This is a genomic window from Sorangium sp. So ce363 (assembly GCF_051520435.1).
In the GTDB taxonomy this organism is placed as follows: Bacteria; Myxococcota_A; Polyangia; order Polyangiales; family Polyangiaceae; genus Sorangium; species Sorangium cellulosum_B.
The window spans coordinates 2,069,841-2,088,416 of sequence record NZ_CP150333.1; the positions used below are offsets into that span (position 1 = coordinate 2,069,841).

General features: G+C 71.7%; 16 protein-coding genes and 1 pseudogene. 13 read left to right on the top strand and 4 right to left on the bottom strand.

Features of this window, described 5'->3' with window-relative positions; translation table 11 throughout:
• Window positions 1–19: 19 nt before the first annotated feature.
• From WMF12_RS08025 to WMF12_RS08040, 4 genes are all read left to right on the top strand, one after another.
• A complete protein-coding gene (locus WMF12_RS08025) occupies window positions 20–151 on the top strand; it encodes a hypothetical protein (protein WP_437869823.1) in 132 nt (43 codons plus the stop codon).
• 130 nt (window positions 152–281) lie between these two features.
• Window positions 282–1,037, top strand: coding sequence for a hypothetical protein (locus tag WMF12_RS08030; RefSeq protein ID WP_437869824.1), 756 nt, complete (start codon window positions 282–284; stop codon window positions 1,035–1,037).
• Window positions 1,038–1,041: 4 nt separating this feature from the next.
• Window positions 1,042–2,625: an aldehyde dehydrogenase family protein gene (locus WMF12_RS08035; protein ID WP_437869825.1), complete on the top strand. Its 1,584-nt coding sequence runs from the start codon at window positions 1,042–1,044 to the stop codon at window positions 2,623–2,625.
• Complete coding sequence (locus WMF12_RS08040) at window positions 2,622–3,479, top strand: class I SAM-dependent methyltransferase (protein WP_437869826.1); 858 nt, start codon at window positions 2,622–2,624, stop codon at window positions 3,477–3,479. The genes WMF12_RS08035 and WMF12_RS08040 overlap by 4 nt, the downstream gene beginning before the upstream one ends.
• A 568-nt stretch (window positions 3,480–4,047) precedes the next feature.
• Here the strand turns inward: WMF12_RS08040 and WMF12_RS08045 are convergent.
• Entirely contained in the window at window positions 4,048–4,428 is a 381-nt protein-coding gene (locus WMF12_RS08045) for a hypothetical protein (RefSeq protein WP_437869827.1), read from the bottom strand.
• A 756-nt stretch (window positions 4,429–5,184) separates the two neighbouring features.
• Between WMF12_RS08045 and WMF12_RS08050 the strand changes: the two genes are divergently transcribed.
• Window positions 5,185–5,334: a hypothetical protein gene (locus WMF12_RS08050; protein ID WP_437745009.1), complete on the top strand. Its 150-nt coding sequence runs from the start codon at window positions 5,185–5,187 to the stop codon at window positions 5,332–5,334.
• 125 nt (window positions 5,335–5,459) lie between these two features.
• On the opposite strand, the pseudogene WMF12_RS08055 reads toward WMF12_RS08050, so the two are convergent.
• Window positions 5,460–5,677, bottom strand: a pseudogene (locus WMF12_RS08055) (transposase); the annotation flags it as partial.
• A gap of 444 nt (window positions 5,678–6,121) precedes the next feature.
• On the opposite strand from WMF12_RS08055, the gene WMF12_RS08060 reads away from it, so the two are divergent.
• Window positions 6,122–6,568 carry a YciI family protein gene (locus WMF12_RS08060; RefSeq protein WP_437745010.1) on the top strand — a complete coding sequence of 149 codons (447 nt, stop codon included), beginning with the start codon at window positions 6,122–6,124 and terminating at the stop codon, window positions 6,566–6,568.
• Window positions 6,569–6,654: 86 nt separating this feature from the next.
• Here the strand turns inward: WMF12_RS08060 and WMF12_RS08065 are convergent, their stop codons facing one another.
• Window positions 6,655–7,317, bottom strand: coding sequence for an IS66 family transposase (locus WMF12_RS08065; protein ID WP_437869829.1), 663 nt, complete (start codon window positions 7,315–7,317; stop codon window positions 6,655–6,657).
• Between the two features lie 311 nt (window positions 7,318–7,628).
• Here WMF12_RS08065 and WMF12_RS08070 point away from each other — a divergent pair, with 311 nt between their 5' ends.
• On the top strand, window positions 7,629–8,072 hold the full coding sequence (locus WMF12_RS08070; protein WP_437586157.1) for a hypothetical protein: 444 nt from the start codon (window positions 7,629–7,631) through the stop codon (window positions 8,070–8,072).
• A 443-nt stretch (window positions 8,073–8,515) separates the two neighbouring features.
• On the opposite strand, the gene WMF12_RS08075 is transcribed toward WMF12_RS08070, so the two are convergent.
• A complete protein-coding gene (locus WMF12_RS08075; RefSeq protein ID WP_437869831.1) occupies window positions 8,516–10,144 on the bottom strand; it encodes an N-acyl-D-amino-acid deacylase family protein in 1,629 nt (542 codons plus the stop codon).
• A gap of 404 nt (window positions 10,145–10,548) precedes the next feature.
• Between WMF12_RS08075 and WMF12_RS08080 the strand changes: the two genes are divergently transcribed.
• The 6 genes from WMF12_RS08080 (at window position 10,549) to WMF12_RS08105 (ending at window position 18,442) form a co-directional block, all read left to right on the top strand.
• Window positions 10,549–11,625, top strand: a complete 1,077-nt coding sequence (locus WMF12_RS08080; RefSeq protein ID WP_437869833.1) for a glycosyltransferase family 2 protein — start codon at window positions 10,549–10,551, stop codon at window positions 11,623–11,625.
• A 102-nt stretch (window positions 11,626–11,727) separates the two neighbouring features.
• On the top strand, window positions 11,728–12,366 hold the full coding sequence (locus tag WMF12_RS08085; RefSeq protein ID WP_437869835.1) for a methylthioribulose 1-phosphate dehydratase: 639 nt from the start codon (window positions 11,728–11,730) through the stop codon (window positions 12,364–12,366).
• Window positions 12,363–12,905, top strand: coding sequence for a 1,2-dihydroxy-3-keto-5-methylthiopentene dioxygenase (locus tag WMF12_RS08090; protein WP_437298604.1), 543 nt, complete (start codon window positions 12,363–12,365; stop codon window positions 12,903–12,905). Before WMF12_RS08085 ends, WMF12_RS08090 begins: the two co-directional genes overlap by 4 nt.
• A gap of 2 nt (window positions 12,906–12,907) precedes the next feature.
• Window positions 12,908–13,606: an acireductone synthase gene (gene mtnC / locus WMF12_RS08095; protein ID WP_437745020.1), complete on the top strand. Its 699-nt coding sequence runs from the start codon at window positions 12,908–12,910 to the stop codon at window positions 13,604–13,606.
• A gap of 63 nt (window positions 13,607–13,669) precedes the next feature.
• Window positions 13,670–17,572, top strand: coding sequence for a protein kinase domain-containing protein (locus tag WMF12_RS08100; protein WP_437869839.1), 3,903 nt, complete (start codon window positions 13,670–13,672; stop codon window positions 17,570–17,572).
• 285 nt (window positions 17,573–17,857) lie between these two features.
• Window positions 17,858–18,442, top strand: coding sequence for an O-methyltransferase (locus WMF12_RS08105; protein ID WP_437869840.1), 585 nt, complete (start codon window positions 17,858–17,860; stop codon window positions 18,440–18,442).
• Window positions 18,443–18,576: the final 134 nt, after the last annotated feature.

Here is an 18,576-nt window from a genome sequence, read left to right on the forward strand (position 1 = left end):
GCAAGCGTCCCGGGAGCGGATGGTCGCGCACGAGATGGACCGGGTGCTGCTGGAGCGGGCGGCGGCGCTTGTTCAGCCCGGCGCCATGACGGCGTGCGAGCGGCGCGCGGTGTCCAAAGCGCTGCGCATGGAGCGCCAGCGCTCGCGGTGAAGCTATGTCGACGACGGCCGGCGCATGTCCTCCGGCAAGTTGGCTTGCGGCAGGATGGTTGGTCGAGTACCTTGCGGGCAGCTCAACTCCGATGCTCTCTTCGACGAAGAGGGAAAGCGACGATCCGGAAATGGGAGCTGCCGAAGAGACCGTCTCGATCCGTGAGCCGATGTCGTTCGCGTTCGAGAGCGAGGCCGAAGCGGACGCCACGTGTCTCCTGATCACATGGTTTGCGATCGTCGAATCGGCAGCGCTCGGCGTCCTCCCCGTCCTCCCGGCGCTCGACCTGGCGCGGGAGCGCGACGATCTCGGCTATCTCGAGTCGTTCTTCGCGCACGGTATCCGGCACCTCAAGGACGAGCAAATGCACGCCAACCTCTGGTGCAAGGCGCTCCTCGATTTCAGCCGCGCCTACCCCGACGTGGTTAAGCGCGCGCGCCTGCCGGGCTGGCTGATGAAGATGATGCTCCGCAAGGTCGCCGTCCCGCACGGCGTGCTCGAGTTCGCCGTCGATTGCCTCGCCTTCGAGGTGGTGATGAGCGCCTTCTACAAGGTCGCCGCGCCGCGCCTGTCGTACCCTCCGCTCGATCCGGTGTTCCGGCGCCTCGCCAGCGACGAGGAGGCGCACACCGCGTACGACCTCGCCTACCTCGAGGGCTTCTTCGCCCGGTCGAGCCGGTCCGCGCACCTGCGCGCGACCGCGCGCTACTGGTGGCACACGGCGGGCGTGCTCGCCACGGTCGTGCCGCTGCTCCGGGCGCTCGATCGCCACAAGCCGCTGCCCCGCGGCTCCTTCCGGAAGGCGCTCGCCGCGCACATCCAGGAGTCGGGGATGCCGGGCTGCCGTCGCCTGATGCCCGCGCTTCTCAGCGGGCAAGCTGCGTAGTCCCATGGGCGAGATCATCCACGATGGGTGGATTCACGGCGCCTCACCGCTGGACGGCGCCCCGCTGTGTCCCGTGCGGGTGACGACGGCCGACGGGATCCGGGACGTGGTCCGCCGCGCCCGGCAGGCGCAGGCGGCGTGGGCAGCGCGGCCGATCGCGGAGCGGGCGCGCCTCCTCGCCGAGGCCGGGCGCTGCTTGATGGGGAAGGCCGACGAGATCGCGGCGGAGCTCCATCGCGAGCTGGGCAAGCCGATGGCCGACGCGTACGGGGTCGATCTCGGCTCGACCCCCGAGGTCTTTCGCTACTACACGACGCGCGCCGAGGACTTCCTCCCGGCCGAGGACGTCGCGTTCAACCCGGTGATGTTCCCGCGGAAGAAGGCGCGGGTCGAGCGCCTACCGCACGGGGTGGTCGGCCTCATCATGCCGTGGAACTACCCGGTCTCCATCCCGGTGCACAACCTCGTCCCGGCGCTCCTCGCGGGCAACGCCGTTGTGCTCAAGCCGTCCGAGCACGCCGCCCGGACCAGCGCGGCGCTCGTCGGCGCCCTGTCGGACGCGCTGCCCGAGGCGCTGCTCGGCCTCGTGCAGGGCGGCGCAGAGGCCGGCGCGGCGCTCGTCGAGGAGGTCGACCAGATCGTCTTCGTCGGCGGCGTCGTGGGCGCGCGGGTGGTGGCGCGCGCCGCGGCGGAGCGCCTGATCCCGGCGCAGATCGAGCTCGGCGGCAAGGACGCGGCCGTCGTGCTCCGCGACGCGGATCTCGATCGGGCAGCGCACGGGATCGCCTGGGCCGGCTTCGTCAACGCCGGGCAGAGCTGCGCGGGGGTCGAGCGCGTCTACGTCGAGTCCGAGGTCTTCGACGCGTTCGTCGGGCGCCTCGTCGCCGTCGCCGAGCGGCTCCGCGTGGGCGACGACGGCACCGCGCCGGGCACGGTCGAGATCGGGCCGATGGCCACGCCGGCGCAGCTCTCGCGCGTCGAGGCGCACGTCAGCCAGGCGGTCGCGGCCGGGGCGCAGGTGCGCTGCGGCGGTGCGCGGCGTGGCAACTGCTACCTTCCGACGGTGCTCACCGGCGTCGACCCGTCGCTCGACCTGCTGCGCGAGGAGACCTTCGGGCCCGTGATCCCCGTCGTCGCCGTTCCGGACGCGGACGCGGCGATCCGCGCGGCCAACGAGAGCGCCTACGGCCTCACGGGGAGCGTGTGGACGCGCGACGTCGCGCGGGGCGCGGCGCTCGCGCGAGAGCTCCGGGTCGGGGTGGCGACGGTCAACAACCACATGTTCACGGCCGCGGCGCCGCAAGCCGTGTGGACCGGGCGCGGGATCTCGGGCTACGGCGTGCAGAACGGCCCGGCGGTCGTGCAGGCGATGACGAGGCCGCGGCTGCTCGCGGTCGACGAGAACACCGCGCCGCGCGAGCTCTGGTGGTTCCCCTACGACCGCGCATTCTTCGATCTGGCGCGCGGGATGGTGCGCTCGCTGGGCAGAGGACCGAAGCTCGAGCGGCTCTCGTCGGCGGGCCAGATGGTCCGTGGCGCGGCCAGGCGGTGGCTCGCGGCGTCGCGCTCCGGGGAGGAGCGCTCTTGAGCGGAGCGCGAGAGAACGCGGCGCTCGCCTGGAGCGCCTATTTCACCGCCGCGGTGTGGGCGTCGCTGGGCGTCCCGGGCGCAGCGCGCTTCGACACCCTGAGGGGGCGCGTCCTCCACCAGGCCGCGCGCTGGGGCGGGAGCATGCTCGGCCTGCGCGGCGACCACAGCGTCACGAGCCTCCTGCTCGCCGCGCGCCACCTCGGCCTCGGCGCGCTGCTCGATGAGATCGCCCCCGAGCAGGTGATCGAGCTCGCCGCGGGGCTGTCGCCGCGCGGGGCGGAGTGGGCAAGGGCTCGTCCGGTCGTGTACATCGAGGTCGACCAGGCCGCCGTGATCGACGCGAAGCGGCGTCTGCTCGAGCCCGCACAGCCGCGCGGCGAGCTCGTCCTCGTCGCGGCGGACCTGCGCGAGGCCGACCTCGGCGAGGCGCTCGGCGCGGCGCTGCGCGACCGCCGCACGGCGGTCGTCTCCGAGGGGCTGACCGGCTACCTCGACGAGCCCGCGCTGCGCGGGCTGCTGCGGCAGGTGCGCCGCGTGGCGAGCCGCCTGAGCTCGTGCGTGGTGCTCATGGACTTCTACCTGCGCGACGGCGCCGCGGCCACGCCGGCGCGCGACGCCGGGGTGCCTGGGGAGGCATGGCTGCGCAAGCGCGCGCTCCGCTCGATGCTGCGCCGGGGACTCGACGACCTCGAGCACCTGCGCGCGCTCGTGTCGTCGGAGGGCTTCGAGCTCCGCGCCGCGCACACGGCGCGCGACCTTGCGGTCCGGGCTGGCATCGCGCCGCCGCTGCTCGAACTGTTCGTCATCGCGGAGCTCGCGCCCGCGCGGAGCGGCGGCGACGCCGTACGGTAGCAGCGGTGACCGGCCGCCGCGCGGGCAGCCCCCGGAAGGCCCCCGGCTCGCGGCGCGCGCGGGAGCAGGCAGAAGCGGAGGCGCGCACGGGTTCTCGCCCGAGTGCGCCGACGACCAGCTGGTCCGCTGCAGCGCGGCGCCGCCGGCCGCCGGAGGCCCAGGATGGAGCGCCCCGCTGGCCGCCGTCGCGATTGGCGCGGTCGCCTGGCTCCGCGCCGTCGGGCGCCCCCGCGCCGGCGAGCGCGGCCCAGATCGGCGGGGATGCCGGCGGTGAAGGGTGAACACCGACCATCACGTAACCCGGCTTCTTCACCGGCCCGACGCGGGACGCGATGCTCACCGACACCCGGGGTCGAGCTCGACCTCGGGCGGGCCGTCCCGGCCGGTGCGGGCTTCCTCACCTTCCGTGCCTCGGGGAAAGCAGCAACCTGGGTTCGATTCAGCTGTTGGCCACCGCGGCACCTTCGCCGCGAAGGATGGCCCCGATCGAGCGGTCGCGTCTGCGTCAGCCGTCGCTCCGCGTACAGGTGACCGCCACCACAGGGACGAACTTGCCCTACCGCGGCGTCTATGGCCGCCCGAGGCCGAGGACGCTCTCCAGGCTAGGGTAGGCGGCTTCCTCCTTGTCCAGGTTCAGGTCCTTCCAGGGAATTACCTCCTGCAGGAGACCGTAGTCGAAGGCCCAGAGATACTCTGGGCTCCCGGGCTCGAGCAAGGTGCAGCAGTAATCGGTCCATGTTCCAAACCCATCCACCACGACCGCCTCGCTGCAATTGCATGCGATATCGTTCTCGACCACCCTCCAGGGTATAACCTCCTCGAGCCGCAGCCGGCGCGCCTTGGGCTCACCCGCGCGAACGAAGCGGATCCCACGGAGGGTGTGCTCGTTGCTCATGCTGAGCTCCAGCTCCAGATCTGGCCACACGGGGAGAGAGTAGAACATCTTCATGGCATTCGGCGCCTGGCTTCTCGGCGCCGGCTCGACGCGCTGCGGCGCTCCAAGGAACCGACGATACACGTCGGCATGGCACTCGTCCGCCATGCCTGGGTCTTCATGATCCAGGCGTGCGCGCGCCAGCATCTCCTTGCCCGCTCGAACGCCGACTCATCGACGCCTAAACGCCTCAGACCTCCTGCGACACCCTCCTTGTTCCGCATACGTGACATGAGATAAACCTGAAGCGTGCTGATAGGAGCCATGACTGCTCCGCTCCGACACTCCACGGCTCATTGGGTGTATTTAAAGCGTCCGAACGAGTACTCCGTTCCGCTTGCGCTTATCGTCAAGCGAGCCGTTGCGATTCTTATCATGCCGTTCGGTGCCACCACAGGCACCCCCAGGAGGGGAGCGGATGGCGGAAGGTGTTCTATGTCAACCAGCGCGTGCAGCGTGGCTGTGCGGTGGGACCGTGTGATGCCGCGGCCCTTCACAGCGGGCGACGCGGCGGCGCAGGGCGCCCCGTTGGGCCACACCGGAGCCGCCCTCGGCAGGGAGACAGGCGGAAACTATCAAAATTGCTACTGATTCCGGCGACCGCTCGTCATCGACCGGTTTCTCTGGCGGGACGATTCCGCGGGGGCGAACCGTCGCGATCCGTCGCTTTCCCGGGGATTCAGGGAGGGCGTGACGACGGATCGCACCGCCTCGGGAGGCATGGGCCCAACGCGGGGCCAAGGGCCAAGCCCCGGGCCTGGGGAGCTCGCCGTGACCGATCCGTCGCGTCGGGCTGCGGTGGTCGCCTCGCTCGCCAGCACCCTGAGCCGCGCCGTCGCCCTCGAAGATGAGGTGGCGACGCGGGTCCTTCACGAGGCGATCGGTCGGCTGCTCGGGTTGCCGGTGGCGCCGGAGGGGTGAGCAAGCTGGGACCAAACGCCGCAGCGCACCTCGCCCACGTTGACCGAACGAAAGTGGCGGGAGGACGTAGCGGACGAGCAGACGTTGAGTTTATAATTTCAGGATAGGATAAGCAGGCAGAGCTACTGCCGCTGTACGCCGGCCGACCGCGTGCCCCTCTTCAAAAGCCCGTCTCGTCGAGCGCCAGCACGCCCGTGCGATGGCCGAGATGCTCGACGACGCAGGCGCGCGGGTCATCGAGCACGGCGTCTGCATCCCAGCGCGCACGACCGAGCAGGTGCTGCAGCGCGTACGGCGTCGGGTCGCCGGCCGCCTCGGCGAGCTGCCAGCTGTTTTTGCGCTTTCATCGGTCGGAGGGCGGCGTCGCCGAAAGCAGCGCGCGCACCCGGCGGTCGCGCAGCCCGAGCCCTCCCCAGAGGAACGCGGCGACGTAGATCGGGAAGAGCGTGTGGCTGAACATAGACCCCCCGCGGGCGTCAGGAATCATCGGTCGCCTCCGGAAAAATCGCGGGCCTGGCCGGCCCCGCTCCCCGGCCCGTGGCGACCCCGGAGAGCAGCCGGGGCCGCCCTGCCGGCCCCGGGACGGCGAGCTCCCCGTCCGGGCCCACCGTCCAGCTCCGCCCGCCAGAAGAAAACCTCGTGATTACGAAGCCTTAGGTGTTATTCAAAAAAAAGATCGCCCCGCGTGTCGATCGCGTGGTCGCCCGTTCGTCGTGACGGTGGAGACAGGGGCCGGGCGGTCGACGCCGCCGGGGCGCTCCTCTTCGAACCGGAAGGAAACTCGACGATGCGATTCATGATCACCGCGGCACCGGCGACCGACGACGCGAAGCACGACGCACAGGCAGCGGCGGATGCGCCCCCGGACGAGGCGCTGTTCGCCGCATACATGAAATACAACGAAGACATGCAGAAGGCCGGCGTGCTGGTCGCGTCCGAGGGCCTCAATCCCGCCGGGGCGCGCGCGCGCGTCGGGATTTCGGGGGGGAAGCGCGTCCTGCTCGACGGGCCCTTCGCGGAGTCGAAGGAGCTCGTCGGCGGCTTCTACCTGATCGAGGTGGGCTCGAAGGAAGAGGCGATCGCCTGGGCGCTGCGCTGCCCCGTCGGGCTCGGGAGCGCCGAGGTGCTCACGATCCACCAGATGACGGAGCTCTCGGACATCCCGCCGCGGTTCAGGGAGATCATCGCCGAGGTGGCGCCGACGTGGAGCGTGTCCTTCTCGAGGGCGCAGTAGGCCGGGCGACGAAGCGCCGGCGTCATTGGCCACGTGTCTGTCGATTCAGCGCGCGGTCCCGCGGAAAGGGTGGCCAGGCGTCACTTTCAGCCCCGCGCGGCATCTCCGGTCATCAATGGCCAACCCGGCCCGACCACGACCGACAGAGACCCCGGGAGAAACCGGCGCGCCGACGTATTACCGGGAGGTCTACCCCATCGTCCGGCAGACGTGCGTGGGTTGCCATGTCGCGGGCGGCATCGCGCCCTTCCGCTCGAGGAGTCGGCGACGGTCGTGTCCTTGGCGAACCGGATCCGCGACGTGACCCGGAACGGGTCGATGCCTCCCTGGGCGCGGAGCGAGCTGTTGGTGCGGCAATACGACCAGCATCCGACCTCGGTCGGCGGCGGTCCACGTCCCTCGTCGGCACGAGCGCCCCTTGGGGACGTGCCGCGGAACAGGGCGTCGTAGAGTGCGTGGGCGTCGGCTTGGATGTACCCCGAGAAGCCGCGGAACATCTCGCAGACCGCAGCGCTGGTGTGCTTGGGCTGGTACTCGCAAAAGACGTGATCCTTGTCCGCGAGGACGACGAAGAAGTGTCCTTTGCGGCACGGTCCAGGCTTCTTGTCCTTGCGCTCCTGGATAGGCCGAGGCTGGACGGAGACCCCGGTGGCGTCGGTAGAGAGGCAGAAGGCCGTGTCGAAGGCCTCTTTGCGCGCGGCCTCGACGCATGCGCTGGACGTGGCGGCTGGGGAGAGACGGCGCTTCATGCAGCGCTTACGGAGGACTGAGGCCGCCGGCCGCGATGGCCGTGGTTTTTTTTGTGTTCCAAATTACATAATAGCGGTCTGGGCCGATGGGCGTTCGATTTTTCTCCCCCGCGTTTTTTTCAGCGATGAGTTTCCTCGGGCAGCGGGGTCTATGGGGTACAGCCGGTCGCGATCATGACGCCGGCTGTCGCCGGGGACGGCGGCGGCGCTCGGGGCATGCGCTCTTCGTCGCCGCCGCGACCGGGAAGAGCGGTTCGAGCCGCCGGATGAGACGCTGCACGAGCTGTCACGAAGGGAGAAGGAATATGGTCATGAAGCGCGTCTTGATCGCGATGTGCCTGATCGTCGCTGCATGTGGGGGTGAGGAGGACGACGCGCCCGTCGCGTGGGAGGACATGAGCTTCGATCAGCGCTTCGCGTTCATGGAGGATGTCGTCCTGCCGGAGATGAAGGAGACCTTCGTCGCGTTCGACGCGAAGTTCGAGGGAATGACGTGCGTGACCTGTCACGGCAGCGGCGCGGCCGACGGGACCTTCGCGATGCCGAGCCCCGACCTCCCCCCGCTCCCCGCCACCGAGGAGGCGTTCGCCGAGTACGTGAAGGATCCGGAGATCGAGCGGTGGGGCACATGGATGTTCGAGACGGTCATGCCTCGGATGGCCGATGTGCTGCAGATCGCCGCGTACGACCCGATGACCAACACCGGCGACTTCTCGTGCAATGGCTGCCACACGCTTGAGGGCGTCGAGCAGTGAAACCGCCGGGCACGCCGCCGGCGGAGATGCAAACGTAGCGGATGGGTGGGTCTCGAAGTCGAGCGTGAAAGGTGAAAGGCTCCGGCGGCGACAGCTCAATGCGCTCGGCAGGAAGATGCTCGGGCAGCTTTTGCCGTCCGTGCGGGCGGATGTGACGCCCCTTGTCCCCGCCTCCGGATGAGCTGCCTGGCGCTGCGCCATCGCCCTGCGGCGGAGGGCGCCCCGCTCGGCCACACCGGAGCCGCCCTCAGCGTCGAAATAGACGGAAACCATAAAAATTGCTACTGTTTCCGGCGGCCGCTCGTCATCGGTCGTTTTTTCTGGCGGGATTTCTGACATGCGGAACGATGGAGCCATCGCTCATCTCGCGCTCCGGCGCGATCCTGTTGAAGCGGTCGGAACCGAACGTCCCTGAGCGTCAACGAAGGGTATGGCCGCCCCGCCTACCTGCGCAGGAGGCGCCCCTGCCGGGTCTTGCTCGTCAGCGCGCCGTCCTGCGCCACCACCTCGCCGGTGATCAGGACGGCGCGGATCCCCGTCGGCGGCGCGTCGGCCCGCCGCGGCGTCGTGTTGTCCGCCACCGTGGCCGGATCGAAGACGACGAGATCCGCCCAGTGCCCGGGCAAGATGCGCCCCACGTCGCGGAGCCCGATCCGCTCGGCGGGCAGCGAGGTCATCCGGCGCACGGCCTCCTCGAGCCGGAACAGGCCGACGTCGCGGCTGTAGTGGCCGAGCACCCGCGGGAACGTGCCGAACGACGCCGGGTTGTGCTGGCCGCGCCGGGTGAGGATCGCGTCGGTCTCGAACGCGCAGAGCGGGTGCGAGAGCACGGCCCGGAGCGGCTCGTCGTGCGCATCGACGCCCGAGTACGTGTTCAGGAGGACGCGCGCCTTGCCGTCGCTCACGCGGGCGACGTGCACGTAGGCGTCGAACTCGCTCCCGCCGAGGCGCCCCGCGATCGCCTCGAAATCGAGCCCCTCCAGCGCCGCGAGCTCCGGCGCTCCGCCCCAGAGCAGCCGGATGTCGGCATACGAGAGCCCGAGGAGCCGCCGGAACATCGCGAACTCCCGCCGGAGCCGGCGGAGGACGGCCGGGTCGTCGATGCGGGCGCGGAAGCCGTCGAGCACCCAGGCGGGGAAGAGGGCGTTCACCGTGGTGTTGCCGACCGTGTAGGGGAACGCGTCGAAGGCGGCGTCGACCCCTCTGTCCACGGCCCGCTCGATCGCGCGGAGCACCCAGGGCACCGTGGGCCACGTCCGCCGGCCGATGAAGATCTGGTGCGAGAGCTGGATCTTCGCGCCGCTCTCCTCGGCCAGGCCGAGCAGCTCGCGGACGGAGCGGAGGTTGTGCGGCGGGCCGAGGAGCAGCGGCCTGTAGAACGGCGATATCCACGTGTAGGCCCGGCCGTGGACCGTGAACACGCCCCCTTCGTCGGCCACCGCCCGGAGCAGCGTCAGGAGCTCGTGCCTTCGCGCGAAGACCCCGGGCGTGTAGGCCAGCCCGGCGGAGAGCCCGAACGCGCCCTCGCGGAGCGACGCGCGCGCGAGCGCGCAGAGCGCGTCCATCTGCTCCGGGCTCGGGGGAGCGGCGCTGTTGCCCATGACGGCCTGGCGGAGCGTGCCGTGGCCGACCAGGAGCGCCGCATTGACGAGCAGCCCGCCGGCCTCGAGGGCGCTCAGCAGCTCACCCATCGAGCGCCACCGGTAGGCGAGCGCTCCGTCCTTCAGGATCTCCGCGGAGTGCTCCACCAGCGGAATCGACGCCTCGGTGACCGGGGCAGGGGAATGACCGCAATTGCCCGCGACCACGGTCGTGATGCCCTGGGCGACCATCGGCGCGAGGACGTCCTCGTGGTCGGGCAGCGCGAGCAGCCAGTCGACGTGCGAGTGGATGTCGATGAAGCCGGGCGCGACGGCGAGCCCGCTGGCGTCGAGCGTCCGCCCTCCCGCGAGCGCCCCTGGCCCGGCGATCGCGGCGACCTTGCCCTTCTGGATCCCCAGGTCCGCCACGTAGCGAGGCTGGCCGCTGCCATCGAGGATCGTTCCCCGCGAGATGACGAGATCGAAGTCCATCTGCACGCCTCCTCGAGAAGCTCGTTCGCGGACAACGCGGAACCGTGGAAAGCCCACCGGACCGGGGCATGGCCGTGGAGCGGAGCATGAGCTCCGCGCGGGCCGCGCGCCCCCCGATCCGGGCTCCGTGGCGCTCGCGCCCCGGCGGCCGCGCGCTTCGAGCCGCTGCCCTGCCAGCATGAGCCCGGGCGCTCGTCCGGTCGCGCTCGCGCCGCGCGCCCCTCGCATGAGCCCGCCGGTGTGCAGCCCGAGCCCAGCGGCCTGCCCCGGCCGGGTCCAGGCCGCGTCGCGCAGTGCAGTTCGCTCCGGGCGACCGCGCGAGATCGCCTGGCCCCGCGATTGTATCCGCGGCTGTCGCAGTCCTGCTGCGGGTCGACTCGACCCGCGAGAGACCGGGGGAGTCCATGGATCGAACAGCGAGCGCGCCTCGAGGCGGGCGTCTCTCTCTGCGCCCGCTCGCCGAGCGGCCGCGGTGCAGCATCGTCATTCCCTGTTACAACGAGGAGCGCTACATCGAGGACGTCCTCCGCTGCGCCCTCGAGCAGCGTTATCCTCCAGAGCTCCTCGAGATCTTCGTGGTCGACGGCGGCTCGACCGACAGCACACGGGAGCTCGTCGGCCGCGTCGCGGCGGAGGATCCACGGGTGACGCTCCTCCACAACCCCGACCGGATCCAGGCCGCCGCGATGAACATCGGCATTCGCCGGGCGCGAGGTGAGGTGATCGTCCGGATGGACGCCCACGCCGACTACGCCGGCGACTACGTGGCTGCGTCGGTCGCGGCGCTCCGGAGGACCGGCGCCCTCAACGCGGGCGGCGCGGCGCGGCCGCGCCACCGGAACGGCTTTCAGCGGGCGCTCTGCGCCGCGCTCTCGAGCCCCCTCGGCGTGGGCGGCTCGGCGTACCGGGACCCGTCGCGCGAGGGGTTCGTCGAGTCGGTGTTCAACGGGGCTTTCCGGCGCGAGGCGTTCGAGATCGCCGGCCTCTACGACCCGGCCGCCGTCACCAACGAGGACGCCGAGCTGAACCAGCGCATCATCGAGGCTGGCGGCGCGGTCTACCTGTCCCGGGAGATCGTCGCTTATTACTACCCGCGGTCGTCGTTCGCCGCGCTCGTCCGGCAGTATTTCGCGTATGGCAAGGGGCGCGCGCGCACGCTGATGTGCCGCCGCAGGTTCCTGTCGCTCCGGCCGGCGCTGCCGTTCTGCATGGTGACGGCCGGAGCGTGGCTCGCGCTCGCGTCAGCGCTCGCGCCGGCGGTCCGCCCGGCGCTGGCGCTCGCCTCGCTCGCCTATGCCGCGCTCGTGATCGCTGAGTCGCTCCGGCTCGCGCGGCGCGCCTCGCCGCGCGATTTCCCCCTGCTCTGCGCCATCTTCCCCGCGGTGCACGCCGCGCACGGGCTCGGGTTCTGGGCCGGCCTGCTCCGCGGCGCGCGGGACGGCGCTGGCCGGCGCGAGGCCGAGCGCCTTCCGGCGCCGTGAGCGCGAGCAGCGCGGGTGATCCCCGGGTTCAGCGGCTCGGACGCGGATCGAGCGGCGGCGCGGCGCGTTGATCGCCCGCGTTCGCTTTGGTATGTTTGCGCCGTGAGCGTACGCGGGACGCCGTTTGCATCGTTCTCCTCGGCCGCGGCCGAGCTCATCGAGCTGTCCCGCTTTTGCCATGAGCGCGGCTGGACGCCGGCCACGAGCGGCAATTTCTCCGCCCGGCTCGGCGACGGCACCCTTGCGATCACGGCGTCCGGGCGGCCCAAGGGCGCGCTCGGCGTGTCGGACATCGTCGTCGTCAATGCGGACGGCCGCCTGACCGGGCCCTCGCCGGCCCGCCCGTCGGCCGAGACGGCGCTGCACTGCCAGCTTTACCGGCACTCCAGCGAGATCGGCGCCGTCGCGCACACCCACTCGCGGGCGGCGACGGTGCTGTCGCGCCGGTGCGCGCAGGAGGGGTACGTGACCCTCTCGGGCTACGAGGTGGCGAAGGCGCTCTCCGGGATGACGACGCACTCCGCCACGGTGCTCCTCCCGGTCTTCGTCAACACGCAGGACATCCGGAAGCTGGCGGAGGACGTCGATGCGTTCATGTCGGCGCATCCGCCCGTGTACGGCTACCTCATCGCAGGTCACGGCCTGTACACATGGGGCTCGGACATCGCGAGCACCATCCGCCACATCGAGGCGATCGAGTTCATGCTGGACTGCGCGCTGCTGGAAGGAGGGCTATCATGAGCCGATTGCGGGTTTACCGGGAGAGCGACCCGACGAGGGCCGACGAATACACGACGCTCGAGGACATCGCCCGCGTCGCCGCAGAGGCGCAGATCCGCTTCGAGCGCTGGTCCGCCGAGCGCCCGCTGCCGCCGGGCACGGCGCAGGAGCGGGTGCTCGAGGCGTACGCGGGGCCGGTGAAGCAGCTCTCCGAGGCGTGCGGGTTCGTGACGGCGGACGTCGTGTCGGTGTCGCCGGGCACCCCCAACCACGCCGAGCTCAGGCGGAAGTTCCTGGACGAGCACATCCACACCGAGGATGAGGCGCGCTTCTTCGTCGAGGGGCGAGGGCTGTTCTGCATTCATCACGGCGAGCGCGTGCTCTCGTTCCTCGTCGAGAAGGGCGATCTCATCAGCGTACCGGCCGGGACGCGGCACTGGTTCGACATGGGGCCGGAGCCCTCGTTCACCTGCATCCGGTGGTTCTCCGACCCGAAGGGGTGGGTCGCCGAGCACACCGGGTCGGACATCGCATCGCGCTTCCCGCGGCTCGAGGCGTGAGCGTGGCGGCGCTCTCTGCGCGCGCGGTGCTCGTCGACATCGAGGGGACGACGACCGACGTGCGCTTCGTGCACGACACGCTGTTCTCCGTGGCGCGCCGGGATCTGGCCGCGTACGTCGCGGCGCACGCCGGGGGCCCGGAGGTCGAGGCCGCCCGGCGCGCGGTCGCGCGCGAGCGGGGCGAGGGCGAGCAGGCGGTGAGCGACGGCGAGCTCGCGGCGGCGCTGCTCGCGTGGATCGACCAGGATCGCAAGGAGACGACGCTGAAGGCGCTCCAGGGCAAGATCTGGCGCAGCGCCTACGAGTCGGGGGGGCTCCGGAGCCACGTGTATGCGGACGTGGAGCCGGCGCTGCGGAGATGGCGAGACCTCGGGGTGACGCTGGCCGTGTTCAGCTCCGGGTCCGTCGAGGCGCAGCAGCTCCTCTTCCGGCACACGACGGCCGGCGATCTCACCGGCCTGTTCACGGCGTTCTTCGATACGACGACCGGGCCGAAGCGAGAGGCGGGCGCTTACCAGCGGATCGCGGAGGCGCTCGGGCTGCAGCCGGGAGAGGTGCTGTTCCTGTCCGACATCGTGGCCGAGCTCGACGCCGCGGCGGCCGCCGGCATGCGCACGGTGCAGCTGCTCAGGCCGGGGACGGCGCGGGACGCGGAGAGCCGCCACGCCGTCGCGGAGCGCTTCGACGACATCGCGCCGTAGCTCGCCCGGCGGCGGCTCGTTCCGCTTGGCGCGTGAGTGACCGCGCTGACATCCTTGGCGCGCATGCTTCACGGCAGACTGCTCGCCGGCCGGTTCGAGGTGATCGAGCTCGCGGGAACGGGAGGGATGGGCACTGTCTACCGGACCGTGGATCGCGCGAGCGGCGATGTCGTCGCCGTGAAGCTGCTCGGCGATCTCGACGCGCAGGCAGCGGCGCGCTTCGGTCACGAGGCGCGGGCGCTCGCCACGCTCGATCACCCGCACGTCGTGCGTTACGTGACGCACGGGGTGGCGCCCACCGGGGAGCCTTATCTGGCGATGGAGTGGCTCGCCGGAGAGAGCCTCTCAATCCGGCTGTCGCGGCGACCGCTGGACGTGGAGGAGAGCGTCGCGCTCGTGCGCGCGGTGGCGGATGCGCTCGGCGCGGCGCACGCGCGCGGGATCGTCCACCGCGACATCAAGCCGAGCAACCTGTTCCTTCCGGGCGGGGCCGCCGACCGGGTGAAGGTGCTCGACTTCGGCATCGCCTGGCTCTCGGGCGCCTCGGCGCGGCTGACGCGGACGGGGGCCCTCGTGGGCACCATCGGCTACATGGCCCCCGAGCAGGCCAGCGGGGAGCGCGCGCAGCTCGACGCGCGCGCGGACGTCTTCTCGCTCGGGTGCGTGCTCTTCGAGTGCCTGACGGGTCGTCCGGCGTTTCACGGGCGGCACTTCATGACCATCCTGACCAAGCTCCTCCAGGAGGAGCCGCCGCGGGCGAGCGCACTGCGGCCCGAGGTGCCGCAGGCGCTCGACGAGCTCCTGGCGCAGATGCTGGCCAAGCGCCCGGAGGGGCGCCCGGCCGACGGCGCGGCCGTGGTGCGCTGCCTCGACGCGCTCGGCGCCTCGTCGGCGGGCGGCGCTCGCTCCAGCCTGGCCGCCGTCGAGCTCGTGACCGCCGCGGAGGTGTGGCTCTGCTCGATCGTGGCCGTCGGGCCGGCGGACGTCAGCGCGCCGGCGTCGACGGAGATCGTGCCCGCCGGTCGAGCGCAGCGGAGCGCGGTCGCCGCCGTCCGGCACGAGACCTCGCCCCTCGGCGCGGTCGTGCAGGAGCTGGCCAGCGGGGCGGTCGTGGCGATCCTCGCGGCGGGGGCGGGCGCGGGCAGCGCGACCGACCAGGCGGCGATCGCGGCCCGCTGCGCGCTGCGGATCCGCGCGTCGGTCCCCGGCGCCAACGTCGTGCTGGTGACGGGGCGCGGCGAGTCGACGGGACGATCGCTGCTCGGCGAGGTCCTGGACAGGGCGGCCGCGCTGCTCGACGACGCGGCCGCCCGGGGCCGCCCGGGCCGCCTCCGCGTCGCGGTCGACGCCGTGACGCGGGCCCTGCTCGACGCGCGCTTCGAGGTCGCGGAGCAGGACGGGCTCTCCTGGGTGGAGGCGGAGCGCGAGGTCGCCGACGGCGCGCGCAGGCTGCTGGGCAAGCCGAGCCCCTATGTCGGGCGCGCTCGGGAGCTGCGCAGCCTGCTCGATCTCGTCGAGGAGAGCTTCACCGAGCCGCGCGCCGCGGTGGCGCTCGTGACCGCGGCCGCGGGGGTGGGCAAATCGCGCCTGCGTCACGAGCTGGTCCAGGCGCTGCGGCCGCGCCATCCCGAGCTCGTGCTGGGCGTCGGCAGCGGGGACTCCATCGGCGCGGGCTCCGCGTTCGCGATGCTCGCCGGGTCGCTCCGGGGCGCGCTCGGGATCGCGGCCGGCGAGGCCCCCGAGGCGCAGCGGGAGAAGCTCGCGCGGGCCGTGGGCCAGCTGTTCGCGGGGGAGCAGCAGCAGCGCGTGGCCTGCTTCCTCGGCGAGCTGCTCGGCGTTCCTCTCGCCGACGGCGGGCCGATGGTGCGGGCCGCGCGGCAGGACCCGGCGCACATGGCCGACCGGATCCAGGAGGCCTACCTGGACTACGCGCGCGCCGTGACGAGCGCGCGGCCCATGCTCGTCGTCCTCGAGGATCTGCACTGGGGAGATGCGCCTTCGGTGAAAATTTTCGATCACGCGTTGCGGGCCCTCTGCGAGCGCCCCTATGCGGTGCTCGCGTTCGCGAGGCCCGAGGTCCACGAGCTCTTCCCCCGGCTCTGGATCGAGCGAGGGCTCACGCAGATCCGGCTGCGCGAGCTGTCCGCGCGGGCCGCCGAGCAGCTCGTGCGCGGCGCGCTGGGCGCGTCGGTCGCGCCGGGGACCGTGGCGGCGATCGTGGATCGGGCCGCGGGAAACGCCTTCTACCTGGAGGAGCTCGTCCGGGCCGTGGCCGAGGGGCGCGGCGGCGCGTTGCCGGAGACGGTGCTGGGCATGGTCGAGGCGCGCCTCGCGGCGCTCGATCCCGAGGTGCGGCGGCTGCTCCGGGCGGCGAGCGTCTTCGGGGACGTGTCGTGGATCGGCGGCGTGAGCGCGCTCCTCGGCGCGCGCACCCTGGCGTCGGGGCCGAGCGACGCGGACGCCTGGGCGGAGCTCTTCGATCGCGAGATCCTCGAGCGCCGCCCGAGTTCGCGCCTCGCGGGACAGGAGGAGATCGCGTTCCGTCACGCGCTCCTGCGGGAGGGGGCTTACGCGATGCTCACCGAGCGCGACCGGGCGGTCGGGCACAGGCTCGCCGGGGAGTGGCTGCTCTCGGCCGGCGAGCAGGATCCGATGGTGCTGGCCGAGCACTTCGCGCGGGGCGGGGATGGGCCGCGCGCGGGGGGGTTCTACCTGCGCGCCGCCACCCTGGCGCTCCACGGGGCGGACGTGCAGGCGGCGCTCGCGCGGGTGGAGAAGGGGATCGCTTGCGGGGCCGAGGGCGAGCGGCTGGCCGAGCTCCACCTGCTCCGGATGAACGCCCTCATCTGGACCGACGACGCCGCGCGCGCCCACGCGAGCGCGCTCCAGGCGCTCGAGCTCGCCGCGCCCGGGAGCCTCGCTTCCTGGCGTGCCCTGAGCGGCGCGATGTACTGCGTCGCGCTCTGCGACGACCGGCGGGCCGTGGAGGTGCTGATCCCGCGCCTCCTGGTCGAGGAGCTCCCCGTCGACGTCCTGAGCCCGGAGCTCGCGACCCGGATCGTCTTCAGCCTGCTCTGGGACGGGAGGACGGCGCTGGCGGAGCGGATCGTGCGCCGGCTCGAGCACGTCATCGCGCCGGCGGTCGAGGGCGATCTCCATGCGGCCCTCTGGATCGAGCTCACCCGCGGCTTCTGGCGCTGCCATGCGGCGCGGGACCTGTGGGGAGCGCTCCAGGCGAACCTCGCCGCCGCGCGGCGCGCCGAGTCCCTCGGCAGCGGGCTGTTCGTCGCCTGGGCGTGGATGCTGGTGGCGATCGATTACACGAGGCTCGGCGACATGGCCGCCGCCGATGGGTGCCTCGATCGCGTGCTCGCGACAGAGGGCCTGCTCGACTACGTGTTCACGACCTCGGTGACGTGCCGGATCGTCTCGCTCCTCGAGCGGCGCAGGCTCACCGAGGCGGTGGAGATGTCCAGCAGCCTGCTCCAGCACATGCTCGCGCGCGGCCATCGCAGCCGGAGCGTGATCCCGTGGCAGCTCCTCGCCGAGGGGCGGCTGCTCCTCGGCGATCTCGCCCAGGCGGAGGAGGAGCTCTGCGCGGCGGGGGATCCGGCGGTGATGGCGCCCTTCGCCGGGGCCGTGCATCTCTCGTTGTTCGCCGAGATCCGGCTGCGGCAAGGGCGGACGGAGGAGGCCTGCGCGATGGCCGGCGAGGCGCTCGCGCTCCAGCGGCAGGCCGGCACGGTCTTCCTGATGCGGCAGGAGGTGATCCCTGCGCTGTACGCCGAGGCGCTGCACGCGAAGGGCGACGCGGAGGCGGCGCGCGCGGTCCTCCGAGAGGAGCGCGCGGCGCTGCTCGCTCGCGCGGCCAGGATCGAGGAGCCTGCGTTCCGGAGGAGCTTTCTCGAGAACGTATCCGCGAACGCACGGACTCTGACGCTCGCGCGGTCGTTGCTCGGGGAGTGAGCTCGGACGGCTGCAGCGGAGCCAGCGGTGGAGGGCGTGCTGCGCGGGGGGGCGGCGGGGCTGTCCCACAAACTCGCGCCTTTTGGGGGGCTATTGCCCGCTGTGCGGGAGGCGAGATCGGGGGGCGACCGGCTGCGCTGCGGGCCGGCGCTCGGGGTTTGTGGGGGCCTGCCCCGCCGCCCCCCCGCGCAGCACGCCCTCCACCGCTGGCTCTTTCCAGGGGGGCCGCCAGATCGAGGTGCTGTACAGTCGCGCGCGGTTGGCCGCGTGAAGAGGGATCGGGTCATGAAGGATCTGGAGAATTTGAGACCGCCTGCTGTGCTCGAGGGGATCGAGCGGGCCACCGCGGAGATCGGGTTTGCCATGGCGAGTGACAGGCAGACGGGCTCGATGCTGCGTACGCTCGCCGCGGCCAAATCCGGCGCTTTCCTCGAGCTCGGGACCGGCACGGGCATCTCGACGTGCTGGATCCTCGATGGCATGAACGCCATTTCTACGCTCGTCTCCGTGGAGCACGACGAGAAGGTCCAGGCCGTGGCGTGCCAGCACCTCGGAGACGACCCCCGCCTCACGCTCAAGAACATGGATGGCGAAGCCTTCTTGCGCTCCGCCCTGGGTCAGCAATTCGAGCTCGTTTTTGCCGATACATGGCCGGGCAAGTACTACGCCCTCGACGAGGCGCTGAGCCTGATCAAGCCCGGCGGGCTCTATGTCATCGATGACATGCTCCCTCAGCCCAACTGGCCTGATGACCACGCTCCCAAGGTGGCAGAGCTGATCGCCGCTCTCGAGCGACGCCAGGATCTCGTGCTGACCAAGCTCTGCTGGTCGTCAGGGCTCATCATCGCGACCAGGATCTGTCGCGCATAGAGAACGGCCGCGCGCGCAAGGCGACGTGCCATGGGGGCCGACGACGAGCTCGGGCTCGTCGCCGCGCTCGACGAGAAGCTCAAGCGACCGAAGGGCCTCTCGCCTTCAGCGTGGTGGCGGTCCCTCCGCTGAAC

Bases quoted from the DNA above. Each gene is read 5' to 3' on its own strand.
- WMF12_RS08060 (WP_437745010.1), top strand. From the start codon at position 6,122: ATGCGATTCATGATCACCGCGGCACCGGCGACCGACGACGCGAAGCAC.
- WMF12_RS08070 (WP_437586157.1), top strand. From the start codon at position 7,629: ATGAAGCGCGTCTTGATCGCGATGTGCCTGATCGTCGCTGCATGTGGG.
- WMF12_RS08065 (WP_437869829.1), bottom strand. From the start codon at position 7,317: ATGAAGCGCCGTCTCTCCCCAGCCGCCACGTCCAGCGCATGCGTCGAG.
- WMF12_RS08030 (WP_437869824.1), top strand. From the start codon at position 282: ATGGGAGCTGCCGAAGAGACCGTCTCGATCCGTGAGCCGATGTCGTTC.
- WMF12_RS08035 (WP_437869825.1), top strand. From the start codon at position 1,042: ATGGGCGAGATCATCCACGATGGGTGGATTCACGGCGCCTCACCGCTG.
- WMF12_RS08075 (WP_437869831.1), bottom strand. From the start codon at position 10,144: ATGGACTTCGATCTCGTCATCTCGCGGGGAACGATCCTCGATGGCAGC.
- WMF12_RS08080 (WP_437869833.1), top strand. From the start codon at position 10,549: ATGGATCGAACAGCGAGCGCGCCTCGAGGCGGGCGTCTCTCTCTGCGC.
- WMF12_RS08100 (WP_437869839.1), top strand. From the start codon at position 13,670: ATGCTTCACGGCAGACTGCTCGCCGGCCGGTTCGAGGTGATCGAGCTC.
- WMF12_RS08105 (WP_437869840.1), top strand. From the start codon at position 17,858: ATGAAGGATCTGGAGAATTTGAGACCGCCTGCTGTGCTCGAGGGGATC.
- WMF12_RS08090 (WP_437298604.1), top strand. From the start codon at position 12,363: ATGAGCCGATTGCGGGTTTACCGGGAGAGCGACCCGACGAGGGCCGAC.
- WMF12_RS08045 (WP_437869827.1), bottom strand. From the start codon at position 4,428: ATGAAGATGTTCTACTCTCTCCCCGTGTGGCCAGATCTGGAGCTGGAG.
- WMF12_RS08025 (WP_437869823.1), top strand. From the start codon at position 20: ATGGTCGCGCACGAGATGGACCGGGTGCTGCTGGAGCGGGCGGCGGCG.